The organism is Acetivibrio cellulolyticus CD2 (assembly GCF_000179595.2).
Taxonomy (GTDB): domain Bacteria; phylum Bacillota; class Clostridia; order Acetivibrionales; family Acetivibrionaceae; genus Acetivibrio; species Acetivibrio cellulolyticus.
Genome location: NZ_JH556658.1, coordinates 133,324 through 150,143, shown reverse-complemented (window position 1 = coordinate 150,143; position 16,820 = coordinate 133,324). Strand labels below are relative to the sequence as shown.

Annotated in this window: 15 protein-coding genes; 2 read left to right on the top strand and 13 right to left on the bottom strand. The window is 33.3% G+C overall.

All coding sequences use genetic code 11. From position 1 onward, the window contains the following. Positions 1 to 325 precede the first annotated feature (325 nt). The 3 genes from ACECE_RS0216600 to ACECE_RS0216590 all read right to left on the bottom strand — a co-directional run bounded on the left by ACECE_RS0216600 (position 326) and on the right by ACECE_RS0216590 (position 5,045). On the bottom strand, positions 326 to 1,525 hold the full coding sequence (locus ACECE_RS0216600) for an MFS transporter (protein WP_010249287.1): 1,200 nt from the start codon (positions 1,523 to 1,525) through the stop codon (positions 326 to 328). A gap of 99 nt (positions 1,526 to 1,624) precedes the next feature. Then, positions 1,625 to 3,394: a hypothetical protein gene (locus ACECE_RS0216595; protein WP_010249286.1), complete on the bottom strand. Its 1,770-nt coding sequence runs from the start codon at positions 3,392 to 3,394 to the stop codon at positions 1,625 to 1,627. Positions 3,395 to 3,851: 457 nt separating this feature from the next. Beyond that, a complete protein-coding gene (locus tag ACECE_RS0216590; protein WP_010249285.1) occupies positions 3,852 to 5,045 on the bottom strand; it encodes a glycoside hydrolase family 5 protein in 1,194 nt (397 codons plus the stop codon). A gap of 225 nt (positions 5,046 to 5,270) precedes the next feature. Here ACECE_RS0216590 and ACECE_RS0216585 point away from each other — a divergent pair, with 225 nt between their 5' ends. Both ACECE_RS0216585 and ACECE_RS0216580 read left to right on the top strand, forming a co-directional pair. Then, positions 5,271 to 5,471, top strand: a complete 201-nt coding sequence (locus ACECE_RS0216585) for a hypothetical protein (RefSeq protein ID WP_010249284.1) — start codon at positions 5,271 to 5,273, stop codon at positions 5,469 to 5,471. Positions 5,472 to 5,483: 12 nt separating this feature from the next. Further along, entirely contained in the window at positions 5,484 to 5,771 is a 288-nt protein-coding gene (locus ACECE_RS0216580; RefSeq protein WP_010249282.1) for a spore coat protein, read from the top strand. A gap of 231 nt (positions 5,772 to 6,002) precedes the next feature. Here ACECE_RS0216580 and ACECE_RS30275 read toward each other — a convergent pair whose 3' ends face one another. From ACECE_RS30275 to ACECE_RS0216530, 10 genes are all read right to left on the bottom strand, one after another. Further along, positions 6,003 to 6,878: a LysM peptidoglycan-binding domain-containing protein gene (locus ACECE_RS30275; protein ID WP_010249281.1), complete on the bottom strand. Its 876-nt coding sequence runs from the start codon at positions 6,876 to 6,878 to the stop codon at positions 6,003 to 6,005. Positions 6,879 to 7,216: 338 nt separating this feature from the next. Then, positions 7,217 to 9,253, bottom strand: a complete 2,037-nt coding sequence (locus ACECE_RS0216570) for a methyl-accepting chemotaxis protein (RefSeq protein ID WP_010249279.1) — start codon at positions 9,251 to 9,253, stop codon at positions 7,217 to 7,219. A gap of 588 nt (positions 9,254 to 9,841) precedes the next feature. After that, complete coding sequence (locus ACECE_RS0216565) at positions 9,842 to 10,261, bottom strand: hypothetical protein (RefSeq protein ID WP_026073879.1); 420 nt, start codon at positions 10,259 to 10,261, stop codon at positions 9,842 to 9,844. 224 nt (positions 10,262 to 10,485) lie between these two features. Next, complete coding sequence (locus tag ACECE_RS0216560) at positions 10,486 to 10,914, bottom strand: HD domain-containing protein (protein WP_010249275.1); 429 nt, start codon at positions 10,912 to 10,914, stop codon at positions 10,486 to 10,488. A gap of 53 nt (positions 10,915 to 10,967) precedes the next feature. Next, the gene (locus tag ACECE_RS0216555; protein ID WP_010249273.1) at positions 10,968 to 11,174 is read right to left on the bottom strand and encodes a hypothetical protein; all 207 of its coding nucleotides are present in this window, start codon (positions 11,172 to 11,174) and stop codon (positions 10,968 to 10,970) included. Between the two features lie 2 nt (positions 11,175 to 11,176). After that, positions 11,177 to 12,832 carry a hypothetical protein gene (locus ACECE_RS0216550; protein ID WP_010249271.1) on the bottom strand — a complete coding sequence of 552 codons (1,656 nt, stop codon included), beginning with the start codon at positions 12,830 to 12,832 and terminating at the stop codon, positions 11,177 to 11,179. A gap of 15 nt (positions 12,833 to 12,847) precedes the next feature. Further along, entirely contained in the window at positions 12,848 to 13,645 is a 798-nt protein-coding gene (locus ACECE_RS0216545; protein ID WP_010249269.1) for a YfjL-like protein, read from the bottom strand. Further along, entirely contained in the window at positions 13,642 to 14,199 is a 558-nt protein-coding gene (locus tag ACECE_RS0216540; RefSeq protein WP_010249266.1) for a zf-HC2 domain-containing protein, read from the bottom strand. The genes ACECE_RS0216545 and ACECE_RS0216540 overlap by 4 nt, the downstream gene beginning before the upstream one ends. Beyond that, positions 14,196 to 14,684, bottom strand: a complete 489-nt coding sequence (locus ACECE_RS0216535) for an RNA polymerase sigma factor (protein WP_010249264.1) — start codon at positions 14,682 to 14,684, stop codon at positions 14,196 to 14,198. Before ACECE_RS0216535 ends, ACECE_RS0216540 begins: the two co-directional genes overlap by 4 nt. Positions 14,685 to 14,808: 124 nt before the next feature. Beyond that, complete coding sequence (locus tag ACECE_RS0216530; protein WP_010249262.1) at positions 14,809 to 15,912, bottom strand: GNAT family N-acetyltransferase; 1,104 nt, start codon at positions 15,910 to 15,912, stop codon at positions 14,809 to 14,811. Positions 15,913 to 16,820 lie beyond the last annotated feature (908 nt).

The following is a 16,820-nucleotide window of genomic DNA, read 5'->3' as shown; positions in this document are numbered from 1 at the left end:
CCAATCTTAAATCTTTCTATAATTATACTACTTTAATTTACAAAAAAACAATACATAACGAGCGACTTCACCGAACTTCTTATATTGGATGAAGCAAGTATTAGATGAACAAAAAAGAATGTATCCAATGATTTCAATCTTTGAAAAAGCGGAATTTATAATATGAACCTATGTGATCACACCAATATGACTTAATGTTTTTGCAAATTAATATAATCTTTAATCTCCTGCGCTTTCCCCAACATTTCAACGCAAGTAATTTTCAAGTTCTTCTTTTTAACTTTATCATAAAGCTCAAGAGTCAACTCCAGAGGTATTCAATCATTTAGCTTTCAGCTTCAATTTTACCAACAAGATGTCTCTCTTCCACTCTTGAAGTTACTGCAAAAATAAGTACAAATATACCAAGTCCGATTAACACAACATTTGCAGAAGTCTTATCAATAATCAGTCCAACAACGGGAAACAACAGCATCTTGCAAAGGCTAATGAGCATCGATACACAAGATATTACAGTTGCACGGTTTTCGGAAGGAATATACTTGTTTATGTAGTTTATAGTCAAAGTTCTTCGAGTCATACATATGCTTATAACAGTCAGAATAACAATAATAGCTACCCAAACTGATTTTAGAAACCCACCTATAAGTAGCATGGCTCCAATTATAATCGAACCCCAAAATATCAACCTTTTTCTGGACTTTAGAATTTTTTCCAGGTTAGAATAGTTGTTAAGCAAAAGAATTTCCAGCCCTGTAAATACAGCATTAACAATACCAAAATAAGCAACATTAACGCCTAAATCCTTTAACATAATCTGATAAAGCCATAACATCAGAAAACCTACTGTAGTTATGACAATTCCATCCAATGCAATGGTTTTTATGGCTTTATGATTATAGAAAAAAAGTAACCCGCTTTTTATTGTGCCAAAATAACTCCGTTGAACTTTTTCCTTATTGCTGCATACAGGTTCTTTCATAAAAGACAAAAGAATTAGTGCAACACCCAAAGGAATAAACATCAAAAACATTGGATAGCTTAATCCAAGTTTTCCTGCAATAAAACTACCTAACGGTGCTGCCACCATAATCCCCGCAATACCAAAGCTTTCAGCCTTGCCTAATACTTTCATTGATTCTTCTTCCCTGCCTTGTGCCTTTACTGTATCATATATAAATGACTCTTCGGCTCCCGATATAAGCGAAAATCCAAGCGCTACCACCAATTCCCCAAGCATATACATATAGAAATTAGGCACTGACACATAGATAACAAATCCTATCATCTGAATTCCTAACCCCAATTGAAGCGACGCCTTTCTGCTCAAATAGTCTGCAATTCCGCCTGTAGGTATCTCAAAAATCAGCATACAAAGCATACACCATGATTCAAGAAACATAAACTGAAATATAGACAGCTTTGCCCACGACGTAAAAAAGGGAATCAATATCGCTGAAAACATATGAAACCAGGCAAAAAATTTATACAGATATATTAACCGGATTGTTTTTGTATCCTTCATAGTTTTTAGTCCTCCCTAGCTGTGTATTTAAACATTATTCCATTTCACTTCAAGCCTTATTTGTTCAAATAATCCATGTGGAAAATTCCAAATAGTATTTCAGTAATTCCTTATCAATTTCAGCAGTTCCGACTTTTCCTTACAATCCTCACAGTCGTTTAAGAAGTATTCAAGTGACCCTTTCATATTTTCTTTTCCATTTATATTACTTTCGTCACCAATTGATTCAACTATTTCTGTGAGTTGTTTGTATTTCTCTGTAAGTATTAGGGTAGACTTCTCAGTTATCTTTTTACTTTCGGGAGGTATTTCTGTTATTCCCATCTCATCTGGAACGTATTCGGATACAAAGACAGACTTTTCATCATCCCATTTGAACACAACCTTCTTTGTACCCTCTACTTTTATATGTCCATATTCATCAGCATTTTCAAGATTAAGTAAATAATACTTTGTAACACTATAATCTACTGTGAGATTGGCATCATCACCGTTTGTCAATTTAATGCTTTTTGCCTTTAAGGTATAACCCCCATAAGGTGGTTGAGAAAAAACATCGTAAGGAAAACTTATAACAAGTTTTTTACCTTGATCATTCAGTATATACCAATCCTCAAAATATCTGGCTTCACCAGTACCATAACCCCTGCATCTTTTGCCGGCAATAAATATTTTATCTCCAACCTTTTCCATACGGTACTCAGTCCCAGCCTGTCTGCCTCCGAAATCTATATAGTCAACAAACTTCTCCGCTTTAAAGAACAAAAGCCTCAAGTCAAATCCATTATAGAATTCTAACACTTCGTAAGGTTCACCCTTATTATCCAAATTTAGCTTACGTGTTTCCAATTCTTGAGGTTCTCTTCCATGCCAGCTTTCGATACCAAGGTTTTTACTGATGTATTCCATGTAATATGGTCTCTTTTCATTATATAATACCTCAACTTCATCCGGCTTCAAAGCTTTTAATACTTTATTTTCATTAAAAACATTGTCAAAGCCATTTACAAATTGCTCTTGTGCTTTTATATCAATTATCATTTTTTCGGTAAACAGCTGATAATTCCCCGGTTTTTCAGATAGCTCTATCAAGGTAACATACGGTGCAGAAATAATTTCATTATACTCATTTCCGGATTCAACACTTACATAACCATCAGGATATTCAATAATTATTGCTCTGTACTTTTTCAGCATATCCAGCCTTTGCTTCTCTATTGTGTCATAGTTAAATACCCTTTTACCCTCCACAATTTCAAATTTTTGACCAGAGAAATTCAATTTTACAAAATCAAGTAATTTGGTTTGTACTTCGTATTGGTTGATCTTACTGCTTCCCATATCGCTTAGCTCTACTCTGGACGATTCTTCAGGCATAGTAAGTTCTGCAGGAACTTCAATATGCTGGGGGTCTAAAACAGTGCCTTCAAAAAATTTTCCAATGTGTCTACCTATCCATTCATCTGCCTCGTAAATTCCCTTTTCGACGACGGTATCCCCAAGTCTTACTTTCCTACTAACACTGATCGCTCTTTCAGCCAAACTAATTTTAAGAGCCGACTCCCCGTTAATAAAGATTTCTGCCTCATGGGTCATCCCCCATTGTTCATCGGTTTTTTTATACTTCATTCCGGCAAGCAAGCCGCAAAACTCCCTGATAATGCCTTCTTTTATAAGGATTGTCTCATCCTTGGTACTTAAATTTTTAATTTTTATACTGGATATTTCAATATCTTCAAGTATTATTACATCATCTTGAGAATTGGCTGTCATAGTAGGCTCCACTTTGCTATCTGTTTGTTTTGTATTTCTATCACAGGCTGTAAACAGCATAAGGCCAATTAGTGCTGCCAGAAATATTCTTTTCATGTCATTCACCTCACTAATAGAATTACACCCAGATTGTATATACCTTTTAGAGTACCAATTTTTTTATAACGAAAGTTATTTTTTCATCATGCATGGAAGCTTAGCTTGAAAGCTGAAGTCCATAATCTTTCAAATCACCTATCCAAATAACAATTATTGTTTTGCCCCAACCTTCAACAACATACCCTTCAGGTGCAAATAGATGCAACCTGTAAATCTATAATACCATAATTAACAATAATTGAAAAAAATATTATCTAGATTATTTTGAATTGCAAAGGAAACAAGGTCAACTATAGCTGCCCTATATGACACAGAATCAGGAATATTTGAACCTGAGACTACTACTGTTATGTGGGGAATTTCAAGGTCGAAAGGTTAATCAACATAGTATTTATCACAAAATTATAGTTAATCTCACAAATATTATTAGCGCTATAGGACAAAAAAGTTACTCTCAATCCTTCTTACTCAAAAATTCAATAATATCTTTATTGAGCACTTCTTCAATACCTGTATCCGTATTTGCATTATAATACATTTTACTGATTGCAAAACTATAAACACTTTTATCCTTAAAGTCCTCAAATGAGCGATAGGCAAATAATGCAGTATGAATTCCGTTCTCATTGCATAACTGATAGACATCTGAAATCCATTGCAAAGCTCCTGAATCTTTTGTCCAATCATTGCAACCAAATTCGCCCAGAAACAAAGGATATTCCTTTAAAAAGTGCTCAGATATAAACTCATTATAAGCGTTTTTAAGATGCTTTTGATTATAAAGATCGCTTGGATAACATACTTTTTTTGCAGAAACAAAAGCCCCATTGTGAGTATAGGTTAGCGGATCATAAAAGTGAAAGGAGTACATAATATTTTCCTCCTCAACCTTCACCCATGTTGGTCGCGTCCAACTCTTGTCATCTCCTTCAATTCCTACTGCAGCTTCCACAATCAATAAATGATTCGGATCCACCTCTCGAATCTTATTAATAGTTTTTTGCATAAGATTAGCATATTCTTGTTTGCCATCTACCGGTAAAGCAGGTTCGTTCATCAAGTCATACCCTGCAACAATAGTTTCATTTTTATATTTTTCAGCAATTTCCTTCCAAGTTGAAACAAAAGCATTTTGGACATCCGAATTTGTCCATATAGGCCAAGTACCTTGACTTTGAGTGCCAAATGCCCCGTAAGGACAATGAAAATCCAAGATCAAATAAATATTTCGTTTTTTTGCCCATTCAATATTCTTGTCTAACCAATCCCATCCTTCTTTATTTATATTCTTTTTCAATGGATCAGTATACAAATCACGCCAATTAATGAAAAAGCGAATCGCATTGAATCCATATGACTTTACCATATCATAATCTTTCCCACTATGGTGAAGTGTAAAAATTGGCGTTCCATCCTCTAACTTTGCCTCTGAAAACCAAGTAAGGTTGTCAAAATTAACTGCTTTTATTGAAATCAATTCATTATTTTGAATAAGCAGTTTTCCATCTCGATGAACATACTTTTCATAAGAACTAATTATTTCATTTTTTTGATCATCATTGTAATTAGATTTGATTGCATCATGACAAGAAGTTAATGTAAATAGTATAAATAATAGGTTTAAGCATAATATATATTTCGACTTCAATCAAATATGTCTCCTTTTACACAGAGAAGTTGCCTTTTTTAATTTACATGCTTATTATATATACTTTTATTGCCTCTATCAACCCACCAGAAATATTAATAGCAAAATATACTTTGCAGACAAAAGCGTACAAAATTCTAAAAACATTAGAATTTGAAATAATGATTATTTTCTTAAATTTTGCAAATCCTATTATATGAATATTATCATAAGGAGGAACGAGATATGAACCAGTTAACTACTAGAGAACTGCTATACTTGGAAGATATCTGCAAGTTATTTGAATCAACAATGAAAAACTGCAACTTTGCATCCAACAGTGCAGTTGATCCTGAATTCAAATCATTTATGCAATCCATGGTTACAGAACATAATCAATGGATTACAGCAACCGCATCAATAGTAAATAAGAACAATCTACAATAAAGGAGGAATACTATGCAAAATCAACCACAGGAAAAAGAATGGGCAGGCTCTATTTTATATTTATTAAAACTTGAAGCTACAGCTTTATGTACAGCAACAATTGAAAGTGCAAATGATACTGTAAGAAATCATGTTACCGGATTATTGAACAAATCACTGCAAAATCAAAAGTCGCTTTTTGATTTAATGAATAAAAAGGGATGGTACAAAGTAGAAGCAGCACCACAGGAACAATATTCAAGAATACAACAGAGTTTTACTACCATGCAATCCCAAATGCAATCTTTTCAGCAAAGCTAAGTAAAATCTGGTTGTAAGCTACTTTCAGCTTTTTGAATTATTTCTGCAAGCTTAAGAAATTACGTTAATTTAACGTTTTCAGAGTATAACACAAAATATACATAGAACTGCCATTTAGGTGGTTCCATGTATATTTTGCCTTGATGCTTTAATGAGGTTATATATAAACATCCTCTCGCCATTTAAGAGTTTGCATTCTTTATAAATACTAACTTGTAATACTAAAAAAGATTACTGGGCTGCAGGAGTAATAACTACATCAGTTCCAACAATCGTGTATGCCTTTCCTTCATATCCAGGATAACCCCAATTCTTTTCAGCTATATAGACTCTTCCTGGCGTTAATGAAATTTCGCCACTAGTAGGAGCAAGTAACTTAAATTTTTCAAGATTTGCCCCTTCCCATGAAAAATTATACAAATCATCTTCGGCTATACCTATGTATACTATCCCCTTGGGTTGAGCTAGAGTAAATCGTACAAAAACTGCCTCCTGATTATTATCATTGAGGACAGCCATGTATTCTCTCTGCATCCCAGGTTCTTGACTAATAACCTCATAATATTTACCTATTGTAAAGTAATTATTAGGACTTTGTTGACTCCAATATACCCCTGAGAATTTGTAATACCCCTCAACAGTTCCTTCAAATTTTACTAATGTCTTATTGCATAATGCAACTTGCTCCTGAAGATCTTTAATCTGGCTTTGCTGCTGGTAAACAGTATTTTGTAATGTGTAGTAGTCTGTTGTAACAGTCAATAATTGATTTGCTTCATCCCAAGAAACATTTGCACCTACTTTTGAAAACTCCGCAATTGGTACATAAATATATGGGTATTGTGCATTTGGTGGTTTGTAATTCAATACAGGATATTGCCCTGTATTGATATTCGTACCATTTACCAATATTGGCTGATTAGCTATCTGTAAAGTAGCTTGGGCTACAGGAATATAGATTTGTTGTCCTATATAAAGTCTATTAGGGTTTAATCCTGGATTTACTGTCAGTATCGCTTGGTATGTTGTGTTATATTTGGCAGCTATTTTATATAGAGTATCACCAGATTGAATTGTATAACTTATAGTTCCAATTGGACATGCCATCTCATTCATCTCCTCAACATAATGTGCTGTTTTATAATATGCTTAATCAATGTGCGATGACATTATAATTTAGTCCACCCTTTCCCCAAGGGATTATTTACCGTCACTCGATAAGTCCAGTGGTCAAGAGAATAAAAGTAAAAAACCCTGTAACTGTTTTTGTTACAAGGTTCTTAAGTTTGGTTCTTAAGTTTGGTGCTAAAGGTCGGACTCGAACCGACATGGTATCTATACCGCGCTATTCTTCTTTTAAAAGGTTTGACGAGAACCCCTAAAACATAAACAGCCTTGTGTTAATATTAAAATGATTTAATGATAGAAAGTATACCACATATATCTTATGAGAATCGATTCACAATTCCGCTGATTGCAACTGCGTTTTCTTTATTTTGACCAACAATAACCGTCATTTCCTCTGTTGTTACTTCCGTTTGATGCGCTTTATCCAAAATATCCTGACTGTTCACTGTTTTAGAACCCGGAACATCTGATACTGACTGAATCTGTGTCTGAATTGTATCGACTGTATCAACAAACGTTGATGATGCACCTGCAATATCTGCAATAATGTCCTGAATATCCTGGATTGACTGATGATAATCCTTCGTTGCTTTTGCAAACTCTACAAACTGTGCCTGTACATCCTTTTCCAGGAACAAAATAACCTGATCAAAACATGCTTGAATATTTGCAATATTATTTCTTGTTTCATTACAAATTGCTTGAATCTGAGTTGCTGTCTCAGATGAGCTCTTGGCCAAATTGCCAATTTCTCCGGCAACAACAGCAAATCCTCTTCCCGCTTCACCGGCTCTTGCCGCCTCAATCGAAGCATTTAATGAAAGGAGATTGGTCTGGCTTGTAATATTTAGAATCTTTGACGCCATCTCATCAATACGCATTAATGATTGTAAGTCACCCAATGCATGTTTTATTGATTTTTGATTTTCTTCCATTTGCTCACTGATTGTTATCATTGAGCTATTTGCAAGTTTCTGCATTTGATCAACTTTTTCAAGTAACTCACCACTATGCTTATTACCCTGACTAATTCTTTCTTCTACCGCTGATACTACATGCGCAATTTCTGCAACCTCATGAGCTACTTTTGAAACAGCTGCATTTACTTCTTCTGTATGTTCTGCGAATAATGTTGTCGCCTTTGAGTTATCTGATACGCATTCTACCAACACTCCCGAAGAATCTTGCATAGCAACTGCTGATTCACTTAATGAAGAAGAACAATTGCTAAGGGTATATACAATTTCTCCCAACGACTCATACAAAGAATTCATTGCAGTAGCAATCTGCCCGATTTCACTCTTCGTACCAATCCATGGCTCCAATTTTTTATTTTTCTGTAATTTTAAGTTTCCAAGTTGTTTGATAGAATCCTCAACATATCGCAAAGGCTTCATGCTCAATCTAATCATTACAAATGCCAATGCACTGATTACTACAACGAATAAGAGACAAATTGTAGCAAGGACTTTCGTATTCTTTCTGGTATCACTATAAATATTCTTTTCACTATCGAAGGATACAACTGCCCAACCATGTTCGCTGATATATTGGTACCTGGCAACACAAGCACCTTCTTTTTCATCCATATATGAAAGCTCTCCGCTACCACCATTTTTTTTAATTGCTTCAATAACATTTAATAACATCGGATTTTTGATATCCGTAGCCATCAAAGTCTTATCATCGGCAAAGATATATTTTCTGCTCACAACATTAATCATATAATATCCGGTTGTCTCTTCTTTACTTTTCAATTTATTTAAAAGATTTTTTAAACCTTCCGCAAACGGACCACCGCCTACATAACCTAAAATTGTAGTTCCATCTGTGTCAAATACAGGGTAGTACATCGACAAAGCAAGCTGTCCGTGTGCCGGTGAAACAATGATTCCTGCATTATATAGTCCATTTTTCAACATTGCATCTTGTAATTGTTTTAAGCGATCTGCTTCTTTCCTCCATGTACGTCCAACATTAGAGGCGTCAGAATGTACAATACAATGCGTATTCCACTCTCCGATATAAATACCTTCCCAATTATCAAGTCCTGCATAGTAGTTTTCAGTATATGTCTGCGCAATTGCTTGCTTTTCGGCATTATGTACATCTTTTAATAATTCCCGTACTGCAGGTGCCTTACTATAAGCAATTAATAACTCTTCTTGGTTGTTTACATACTCATCAATAAGACTTGTCTGTGCCAAAAGATTTGTTTCCATTTGATTGCGTTCTGACTGTTTCATCATGTTGTTAATTGTTTTGTTTGCCATAACATAGAGCAGGCTGATGCAAACAATGACAATTATCGTTATTCCCAACGTGATTGTTCTGCTTAATTTCCAGTTTTTCATTCTTTCCTATACCCCTTCCTATCTAGGAATTTTACGTATTAAGCACAATTATTATAAAATTTAATACGTGTCTTTTATAATATCGACAAAACATTCAAAAATAAAAAGCATATACCGACACCTATACAACCGGATAAAGAACTATAGAAGGATATTGAGTTAGCAAATTTTTCCTGCCTTTTCAAGATTGATTGATTCATTTAATCCGCTCCATTTCTTTAAATATAGAATTTTCAGTGAGGTATGAATATATCATAATAAGAAATTTATTTTTTATTTATATGAATATAGTTATATATTGGCAGTTTCTAATTTAATCTATATGGTTATGAAAAAAAATACTTTTTGGCGGGTTCACCTTTGGTTACGGTCTAAAACCTCTTTATTTGCAAGTCATCCAAAATATCCTTTTATTTGGCTCAACCTCCCTTCCAGAAGACCAAATGCCAGTAGTTTGTGATGTGACAAAACATTTCTAGGCATAAAACTACTCCCTTCTTAGTAAACAGTTTTATTATTTTAACTATCTACCTAGAAGGGAGCATATCAACATCGTATTGGGGATTTTTTATTACTTAAAACAGCTTCCTAAAACCGATGAAACACTGCACCTACATAGCCATAATTATTTATATTATCTGAAGACCATACGTCTATGCTAAATTCACCTGTAGTACTATTGAGCGTATTTCTATCTAACGTTATTTTCCAACGATTAGCTGACACTTTTGTTCCATATACTTCAGTTCTTACTGATTTACCATTTTGCGAGGTTACAAGAACAAACTTACTAAACATCACACCAGAAATATCACTATATGCATCAAAGTAGCATTCTACACTAGTCGCTGTTGAATTCCCTGTTGAAAGGGTTCCGTAAGTATATTTTCTGTCGTAATAGAAGGTTTTTGATACAGTTGTTTCATTATTTGCATAATCTGTAGCAGTAATGTATACAGTTAATGTTTTTTCAGTATTTACAAAGTTCAACAATCCTATATCAGCCATACATCCACCAATATTTTTATTAGAAGGATTATAAGGTGTTATAATGACATCCTTGATAGGTTGGGTTTGTGTAGAGTTTCTAAAAATATATTTTATAGCTGGAACTTCGTGTCCAGAAAATTTCAAATTATCATCAGAAATTATTATATCACTACTTTAGGATGAAAGAAAAAAACGAATCTACATTGTTACAGTCTCAGGGTTTCATATAATTCGGTGTCTAATTATTTACCTTCATTTAAAATTGATAAAGCTAGTTCATACTTTTTTAATAACCTTTGTTTCAAATCATTTGGAAGCTTTTCCATCCTTCTTACGTCTGTATTATCCTCTAAATCAGCTAACTTTACTACTTTTGCTAGATTATTTTTTGAAATATTCCGTATGTAGTCATAATAATTACTATCTTTCTTATGAGTTAATAAATCAATTGCTTTAATAATTTCATCACTCACCCCAAGGCTTTCTATTTCCTCTAATGAAGTAGAAGTGTCTTCAACTACATCGTGTAATAAAGCAACTATTTTTTCTTCATCACGTTTCACTTTTTCCGCTACCCGCATTACATGCTCAATGTATGGAGCTCCACTTTTGTCAACCTGTCCTTTATGTTTATCCATAGCAAATTTTAATGCAATTTCAATTGATATCAAGTCTATGCCCCCCCATCTAAAAGATCTCTCATGCACAAAAGATTATCTATATGCTACTTTCTAGACCTTTCCTCAATAATCTTTAGAGCATGTTCAAAAGAGATTTCATCAAAATCTGTATCTCCACCTATAAATTTTCTAATTAAGTTTCTATCTTCTATCCAATTTCCATCCTTATCCAAATATTCTATTATGGCACCTGTTCGCCTCATTAAACCATCGCCAATATCAAATTTATAATATCTTGTTCTGTTTATCATGATTAATCTCCTTTCAAGCCCGAAATATCTTTAACTCCATCCGGCATGGTAACTTTAGACTGATTTTCAATCATAATCTTATTAGCCTCAGTAATTTCCTCAATACTGGCAGTCTCACTTCTAGCAATTTCATAGTACTTATGGTTTAAAACTTCTTTAGTATAATATGATGCACTGGTATGAAACTGCAATTCCATTTTTACTCCGTCAGGTGTAGTTAAACTTACATTTATACCTTGATATATTTCTTCTCCCCAAAAATTTTTAACTTTATTTATCTTATACCCTTGTTCCTCCAATTGTTTTAGTGACTGCTCAACCAATCGTGTATAATTTGATTCATCTGCAACTAACGTGTATCTTAAGCTATCACCAATACCAGAAGCCGCTTCCTCAAGAGTAATCCCTTTTGCATGTGAATCAGAAAGTATTTTTCTACATAAACTTTCATTACTTTTTTGTCTATAATCAAGTCCTTCTAAATGTGCGCCATCAATTTCTAATGATTTCATTGCTTTTGTAATTTCTGGCTCAACGTACTTTGCCTTATTAAGAACACCAGTTGATAGTTCGTTCGCTATTTTTGTCTCAGCCGCCATATCTGCAATTTCTCTACTTACAATACCTAACTTCTTATAGTCACTCGGCTTTATCCCAAGCTCTTCTAACTCCCTAATATGCTCAGGATCAATTCCCTTTTTAATCGCTTTCAAAGCATCATCACCATATTTACCGAAGCATTCCATAATCTCGGCAATTTCCTTCGGCGACTTGCCGGCTGTGAGCTTTCTTAATTTTATCTTGGTTAAAAGTCTTTCAATTTTACCAAGCCCAGTTAATGCATCCTCTGCTTTGCTTGCTTTAGATGCTACTTTTGCTTCTCCTCCACCAATAAACAGTGATGCTATAAAAAGAGCTATATGTCCAGTTACTTGTCCCCTCTTATAAGGGTCATCTTCTAGTTCTTTACTATAATTATCTACCTCTTCAATAATTAATTCAAGAACTTCACCTCTGTTTTTCACTAAATATTCCATTGTATTTTTCAGTTCTATAGCCTTTGTAATATATTTGTCAGGATTAATAATTATATCCTTAATACCGTTACCTATCCTTAAGCTTAACAAATTCGGATTAAATTTCGCCGCTAATGCTAATATTCCAACAACCATGTCAACTACTTCATCAACGCCTCCTTCTAGGATACCTATATTCCTCTGTATCCTATCCTTTATAAATCTGTAGACCATATTTTTCTCGTTTATGTCTGTTAGATCTTCAAATCCATCAAAGCATTCATCTGCTTTTTCATTTAAATATTTGAACATCTCCTCCATTTTAGTATCTACCATATTTGTAAGATAGTCGACTGTCTCATCAACATTTTTTAGAATGTCAAAGTTTGCTCCCCAATCAATTAATTTCTTTGCATACTCTTTTACCCTATCAACTGCCTGGTCCTCGAATAGAGATTTTCCTACATCCCAAAAATCTGATATTTCTCTGCTTATAGTTTTTGTCTTATTCTCAATACTATTTAATAGAACATTAACGATTTTTTCTGAATCTTCATAATCTTTTGACGCACCTTTAATAAAAGATGCAAATTTGTTAAGGTTATTGCAGTTGTTTTCCAGTTCTTTTATGAGACTACACATACAATTGTCTATTCCTTATTTCTTAATATCTTTTCGTTTTGTGATATACACAGATATTCCTGTGTCACGTATTTCATCTTCTTTACTAACACCACGTTTCAGTTCTTTGTTTTGAGCATCTTCCAAAATTTCTTCAAGTTTTCCGCTTTCAATATCAGAAGGAGTAACATTATCAATCATTATTAATAACTCTTCGTCATCATCTGAAAATATACTATACGATTTAAATATGCACCCATTATCAATTAATTTTTTATGTGAAGCTTCAAAAATACCAGCGATATTTTTTAGGGAAGCATCTTTCAAATCCACTCTAATAGTAACTTTCATATCAACTAATGCTGCTTTGTCTAAAGGCATATCCAGCTTAATATCTTTATTTGCCTCCCATTTTTCAAACTGAACAATAGAATTGTTATTTTCAAGTCCTTTTACTTTTGACAATATAGGAATAACTATTTTTGAGTACTCATCTTCCAACCTGCTAAGAGTATTGTATTTACCTAAAACACTGTCATAACTATCATATCGAACTTTTCCGTTTCTACAAAACACTTCAAAATGAGTATCTATACTGGTATTGGATTTTACTTCTGAATAATATTCACTATCTTTAAAGTTATATTTAGCTTCTCCTATTGTAAGTTCTAGTGATGGATACTTTTTAGTCACATAACTTGTAATTGCTTTTTTAGCAAAAGCTGAAGATATTGGATTTCCCAAAAGAGAATTAGCAACTGATAATATGAACCCGATCAAACATATTGCTGCTATTAATGCAGCTATTCTTAACCCCAGTTTGTTTTTTTTCATTTTGTTCCCTCTTTTCCCAATGCAAATTTTATTAAGAATGTAATTAATACTCCTAATAATGTAAGCATTAAGTATATTGAACTTAAAAACAGCGGCATAAAAATCAGCTCAATTGAAGGTCCATTTGCTAAGACACCCCCAGAAATTTGTTGGACGATCAAGTAAATACAAGTCAAAGCAAAGATGCACGCCGGAACAATATACCATTTTCTTTTTAATGTTAAGTATCCACAAGCTCCAACTATTGGCATAATCAAAATATTATAAAACATTCCCATTGAATCTGAAAGATAAACTCCCATCAAAGCTCCAAACACTATAAAAAGAAAACCTGTAAATAACATACTTTTTCTTATGGATTTGATAATTTTTTTATCATCAATTGCTTTATTTGAAATGGGATTTGCATTTTCAAACTCCGCTCTGCAACTTGCACAAATTTTTATATGCTCAAAAACAAAAGCTTTACTGTCTTCGCTGGCAGCTTCATCACGTACAAGCGGTATTAAATCAAGGTAAATATCACACGAAATATTTCTGTTTTCTGTACTCACATCAATCCCTCCTCTTCCAACACAGTTTTAAGCCACTTTTTCACTCTAAAATCAATTACCCTGGCAGAATTCTCAGACAAACCAATCTTTTCGGAAATTTCACTATAAGAAAAACCAGCTATCCGCATATTTACAACACTTTGCGTTCGTTCATCCTTTGTGGCAAGAAGTTCATAAATTCTATTTACTGCTTGTATATTTATTAGAGTCTCCTCTACTCCATCTAAAATATAAATTCCCAGAAGTTCTTCATATTCCACTTCAGGTTTTAACCCCCGCAAATGCTGCAGCCATAAGTTCCTTGCAATTCCAAAAAGCCAGGTTTTTATTGATGAATTCCCCTTAAAAGCAGGCAACGAGTGAATTGCTTTTAGGAAAGTCTCGGAAAGCAAATCTTCCGAAAGTGTGGGATTATGTGTTAGTGAGATTAAATAGCTATAGACATCCTTCTTATAATTCATATATAGTTTCTCAATTATAAACACTTAATCCCCCCTTTCATCAAATTAGTCACAAAAAAAGCTGTTTTGTTACAAACTTTTATAATTATTTTGCAATAACATTATCGCTTGGATTATACATTAATGCTATGGTACTGGAAAAAGTATACTAGGAAGATGCAATTATCTTTTCAACAAAATCAGTCCATTCATTTTTTATGAAATTTGAACACATTCCAATTGATTGCAAGAATTTAATAGCATTTAACAAATTCTGAAATCCATCTTTTTCAGTTAGTAAATTCTGGTGCTGGGCATCTTTACCTGATTCTTTCATGTTTAAAATAGTTTTTATTACTTTATCAATATTATTGGCTTTTACATAAGCGTATAACTGTTCTCCTAGTAGTCTTGGCTCAAATTTTGATGCTTTTTCAAAATACTCTCCCCATCCATTCCACTCTATTTCTGATAGATCTAATAAATTTTCAACTGGAGGATATGAAGTGAAAGCTATATATTCATTAAGCAGTGAAAATCCAATTTTTTGGGCTATTGTATTGGAACCTTTATTAATATCTACACAGTGCCAACCAATTGACTTAATCCCCCGTTCAAAACAGTCATTAATATTTGCCAATACAACAGTTTTACCAAAACCCATTTTTCTATATCTCTCATCAGTATATACACCGATTTCCACTCTACCTTCATGATAGCAATCCACCATTGACCAACTCACAATGGTGTTTTCTTTTCGAATATAGTAGATACCTCCATACTTCATAAAGTTTTGGTCAGAACACCAAATGGAAATAATATCAAGCAACTTGTTTGAATTTATGTACGATTTTTCTTTCAGATTATCAGGTATTGCTTTCTCTAAAACATATCCGTCAGGTAGTTTAATTGGAGAACACTGATAATCATCTGTGTTGAGAGTATAATTTCGTCTATAATATTTTCGTATAAACCTGTTCTTATGGACATCAGGAATTATTTTTGACCACTCAGAAGTATCAGGAGTTAGTTGATCCCAGAAATCAATATCATCTATATCTTTTAATGCTGAATTAAACTCGCTATCAGATGTAGTTCCAACTAATAAGTTGCATTCGCTGGCTATAATTAATGCTGCTGTTGGGCAATTTTCATCATTTACATAAATACTGCCCGGCATTATTCCACTTATAACAGAAAATACAGACAATTCATTTTTTGTCTTTATCAAATCAGTTACTTTATAGTAATCTCTTTGCATCAATTTATACATAATCATTCCTCTTTCCTAATAATTTTTAGTATTAAAAGTTTACAGCATAAGAAATACATTAAGATGGTTTTACTTTTTTGCAATATCAGGGTACACAAAAAAGACCAACAAGGCTATACCTGCGGTCTAATATTTATATCAGGGGAAATGTGTATATCAAACAAACCCCTCATATTTATAAATGAGCAGCAACATCCTTAATAGATTGCAGACACAATGCTGTCTGCCGCTATTAAACTAGAATAGAATCACCTTTAATGTTATAGTCTGGCGTTTCATGCCACTCACTCCCTTCGAGTTGGAATACTTCTAATATATCATAAAATAGATAGAATTGGAAGATTTGTATTTACTATTATAGAACACATCATAAAACACCTGCTTCAATTATTGAGAATTCTGCTTTATCACAATTAATCTCAACCATTGCACCATTCTGGCTGTCACACTTCCAATTTTAAATCGTAGTATAATCCCTAGTAAGAATAATGTGACTTTAGTCACCCATGTTAATGACCACTGACATCTTAAATCCGATGATAAAAATATGTAAAATAAAATCATAGGAATTTTGAAAAACCTTTTATCAATAAGATTTGGAAAGAAGGAATTTGTGTGAATAGGAATTTAAAGATTGGCTTATGCATTTTGACAAGTATAATTCTGCCATTTGTATTATTTATATATGTTGGACTTGTATACGCAATAGGTAATGCTTTTATGAGCGTAGACTTTCATACTAATACTAGTTTTTTTGATACGCATTATGATGGTTTATTTTCCGAGCGAGTAATATTGTACATATTGCGAACCATATCTCTAATATCTTATACAATTGAATACCTTGGAGAATATTTTTATTACTACAGCTTTACTATTCCAATGATTTACATAATAGTAGTAATGAT

Coding starts and splice junctions, on each gene's coding strand:
- ACECE_RS30275 (WP_010249281.1), bottom strand. CDS start 6,878: ATGGCATGTCCAATTGGAACTATAAGTTATACAATTCAATCTGGTGAT.
- ACECE_RS0216580 (WP_010249282.1), top strand. CDS start 5,484: ATGCAAAATCAACCACAGGAAAAAGAATGGGCAGGCTCTATTTTATAT.
- ACECE_RS0216550 (WP_010249271.1), bottom strand. CDS start 12,832: ATGTGTAGTCTCATAAAAGAACTGGAAAACAACTGCAATAACCTTAAC.
- ACECE_RS0216530 (WP_010249262.1), bottom strand. CDS start 15,912: ATGTATAAATTGATGCAAAGAGATTACTATAAAGTAACTGATTTGATA.
- ACECE_RS0216570 (WP_010249279.1), bottom strand. CDS start 9,253: ATGAAAAACTGGAAATTAAGCAGAACAATCACGTTGGGAATAACGATA.
- ACECE_RS0216565 (WP_026073879.1), bottom strand. CDS start 10,261: ATGGCTGATATAGGATTGTTGAACTTTGTAAATACTGAAAAAACATTA.
- ACECE_RS0216600 (WP_010249287.1), bottom strand. CDS start 1,525: ATGAAGGATACAAAAACAATCCGGTTAATATATCTGTATAAATTTTTT.
- ACECE_RS0216595 (WP_010249286.1), bottom strand. CDS start 3,394: ATGAAAAGAATATTTCTGGCAGCACTAATTGGCCTTATGCTGTTTACA.
- ACECE_RS0216545 (WP_010249269.1), bottom strand. CDS start 13,645: ATGAAAAAAAACAAACTGGGGTTAAGAATAGCTGCATTAATAGCAGCA.
- ACECE_RS0216555 (WP_010249273.1), bottom strand. CDS start 11,174: ATGATAAACAGAACAAGATATTATAAATTTGATATTGGCGATGGTTTA.
- ACECE_RS0216585 (WP_010249284.1), top strand. CDS start 5,271: ATGAACCAGTTAACTACTAGAGAACTGCTATACTTGGAAGATATCTGC.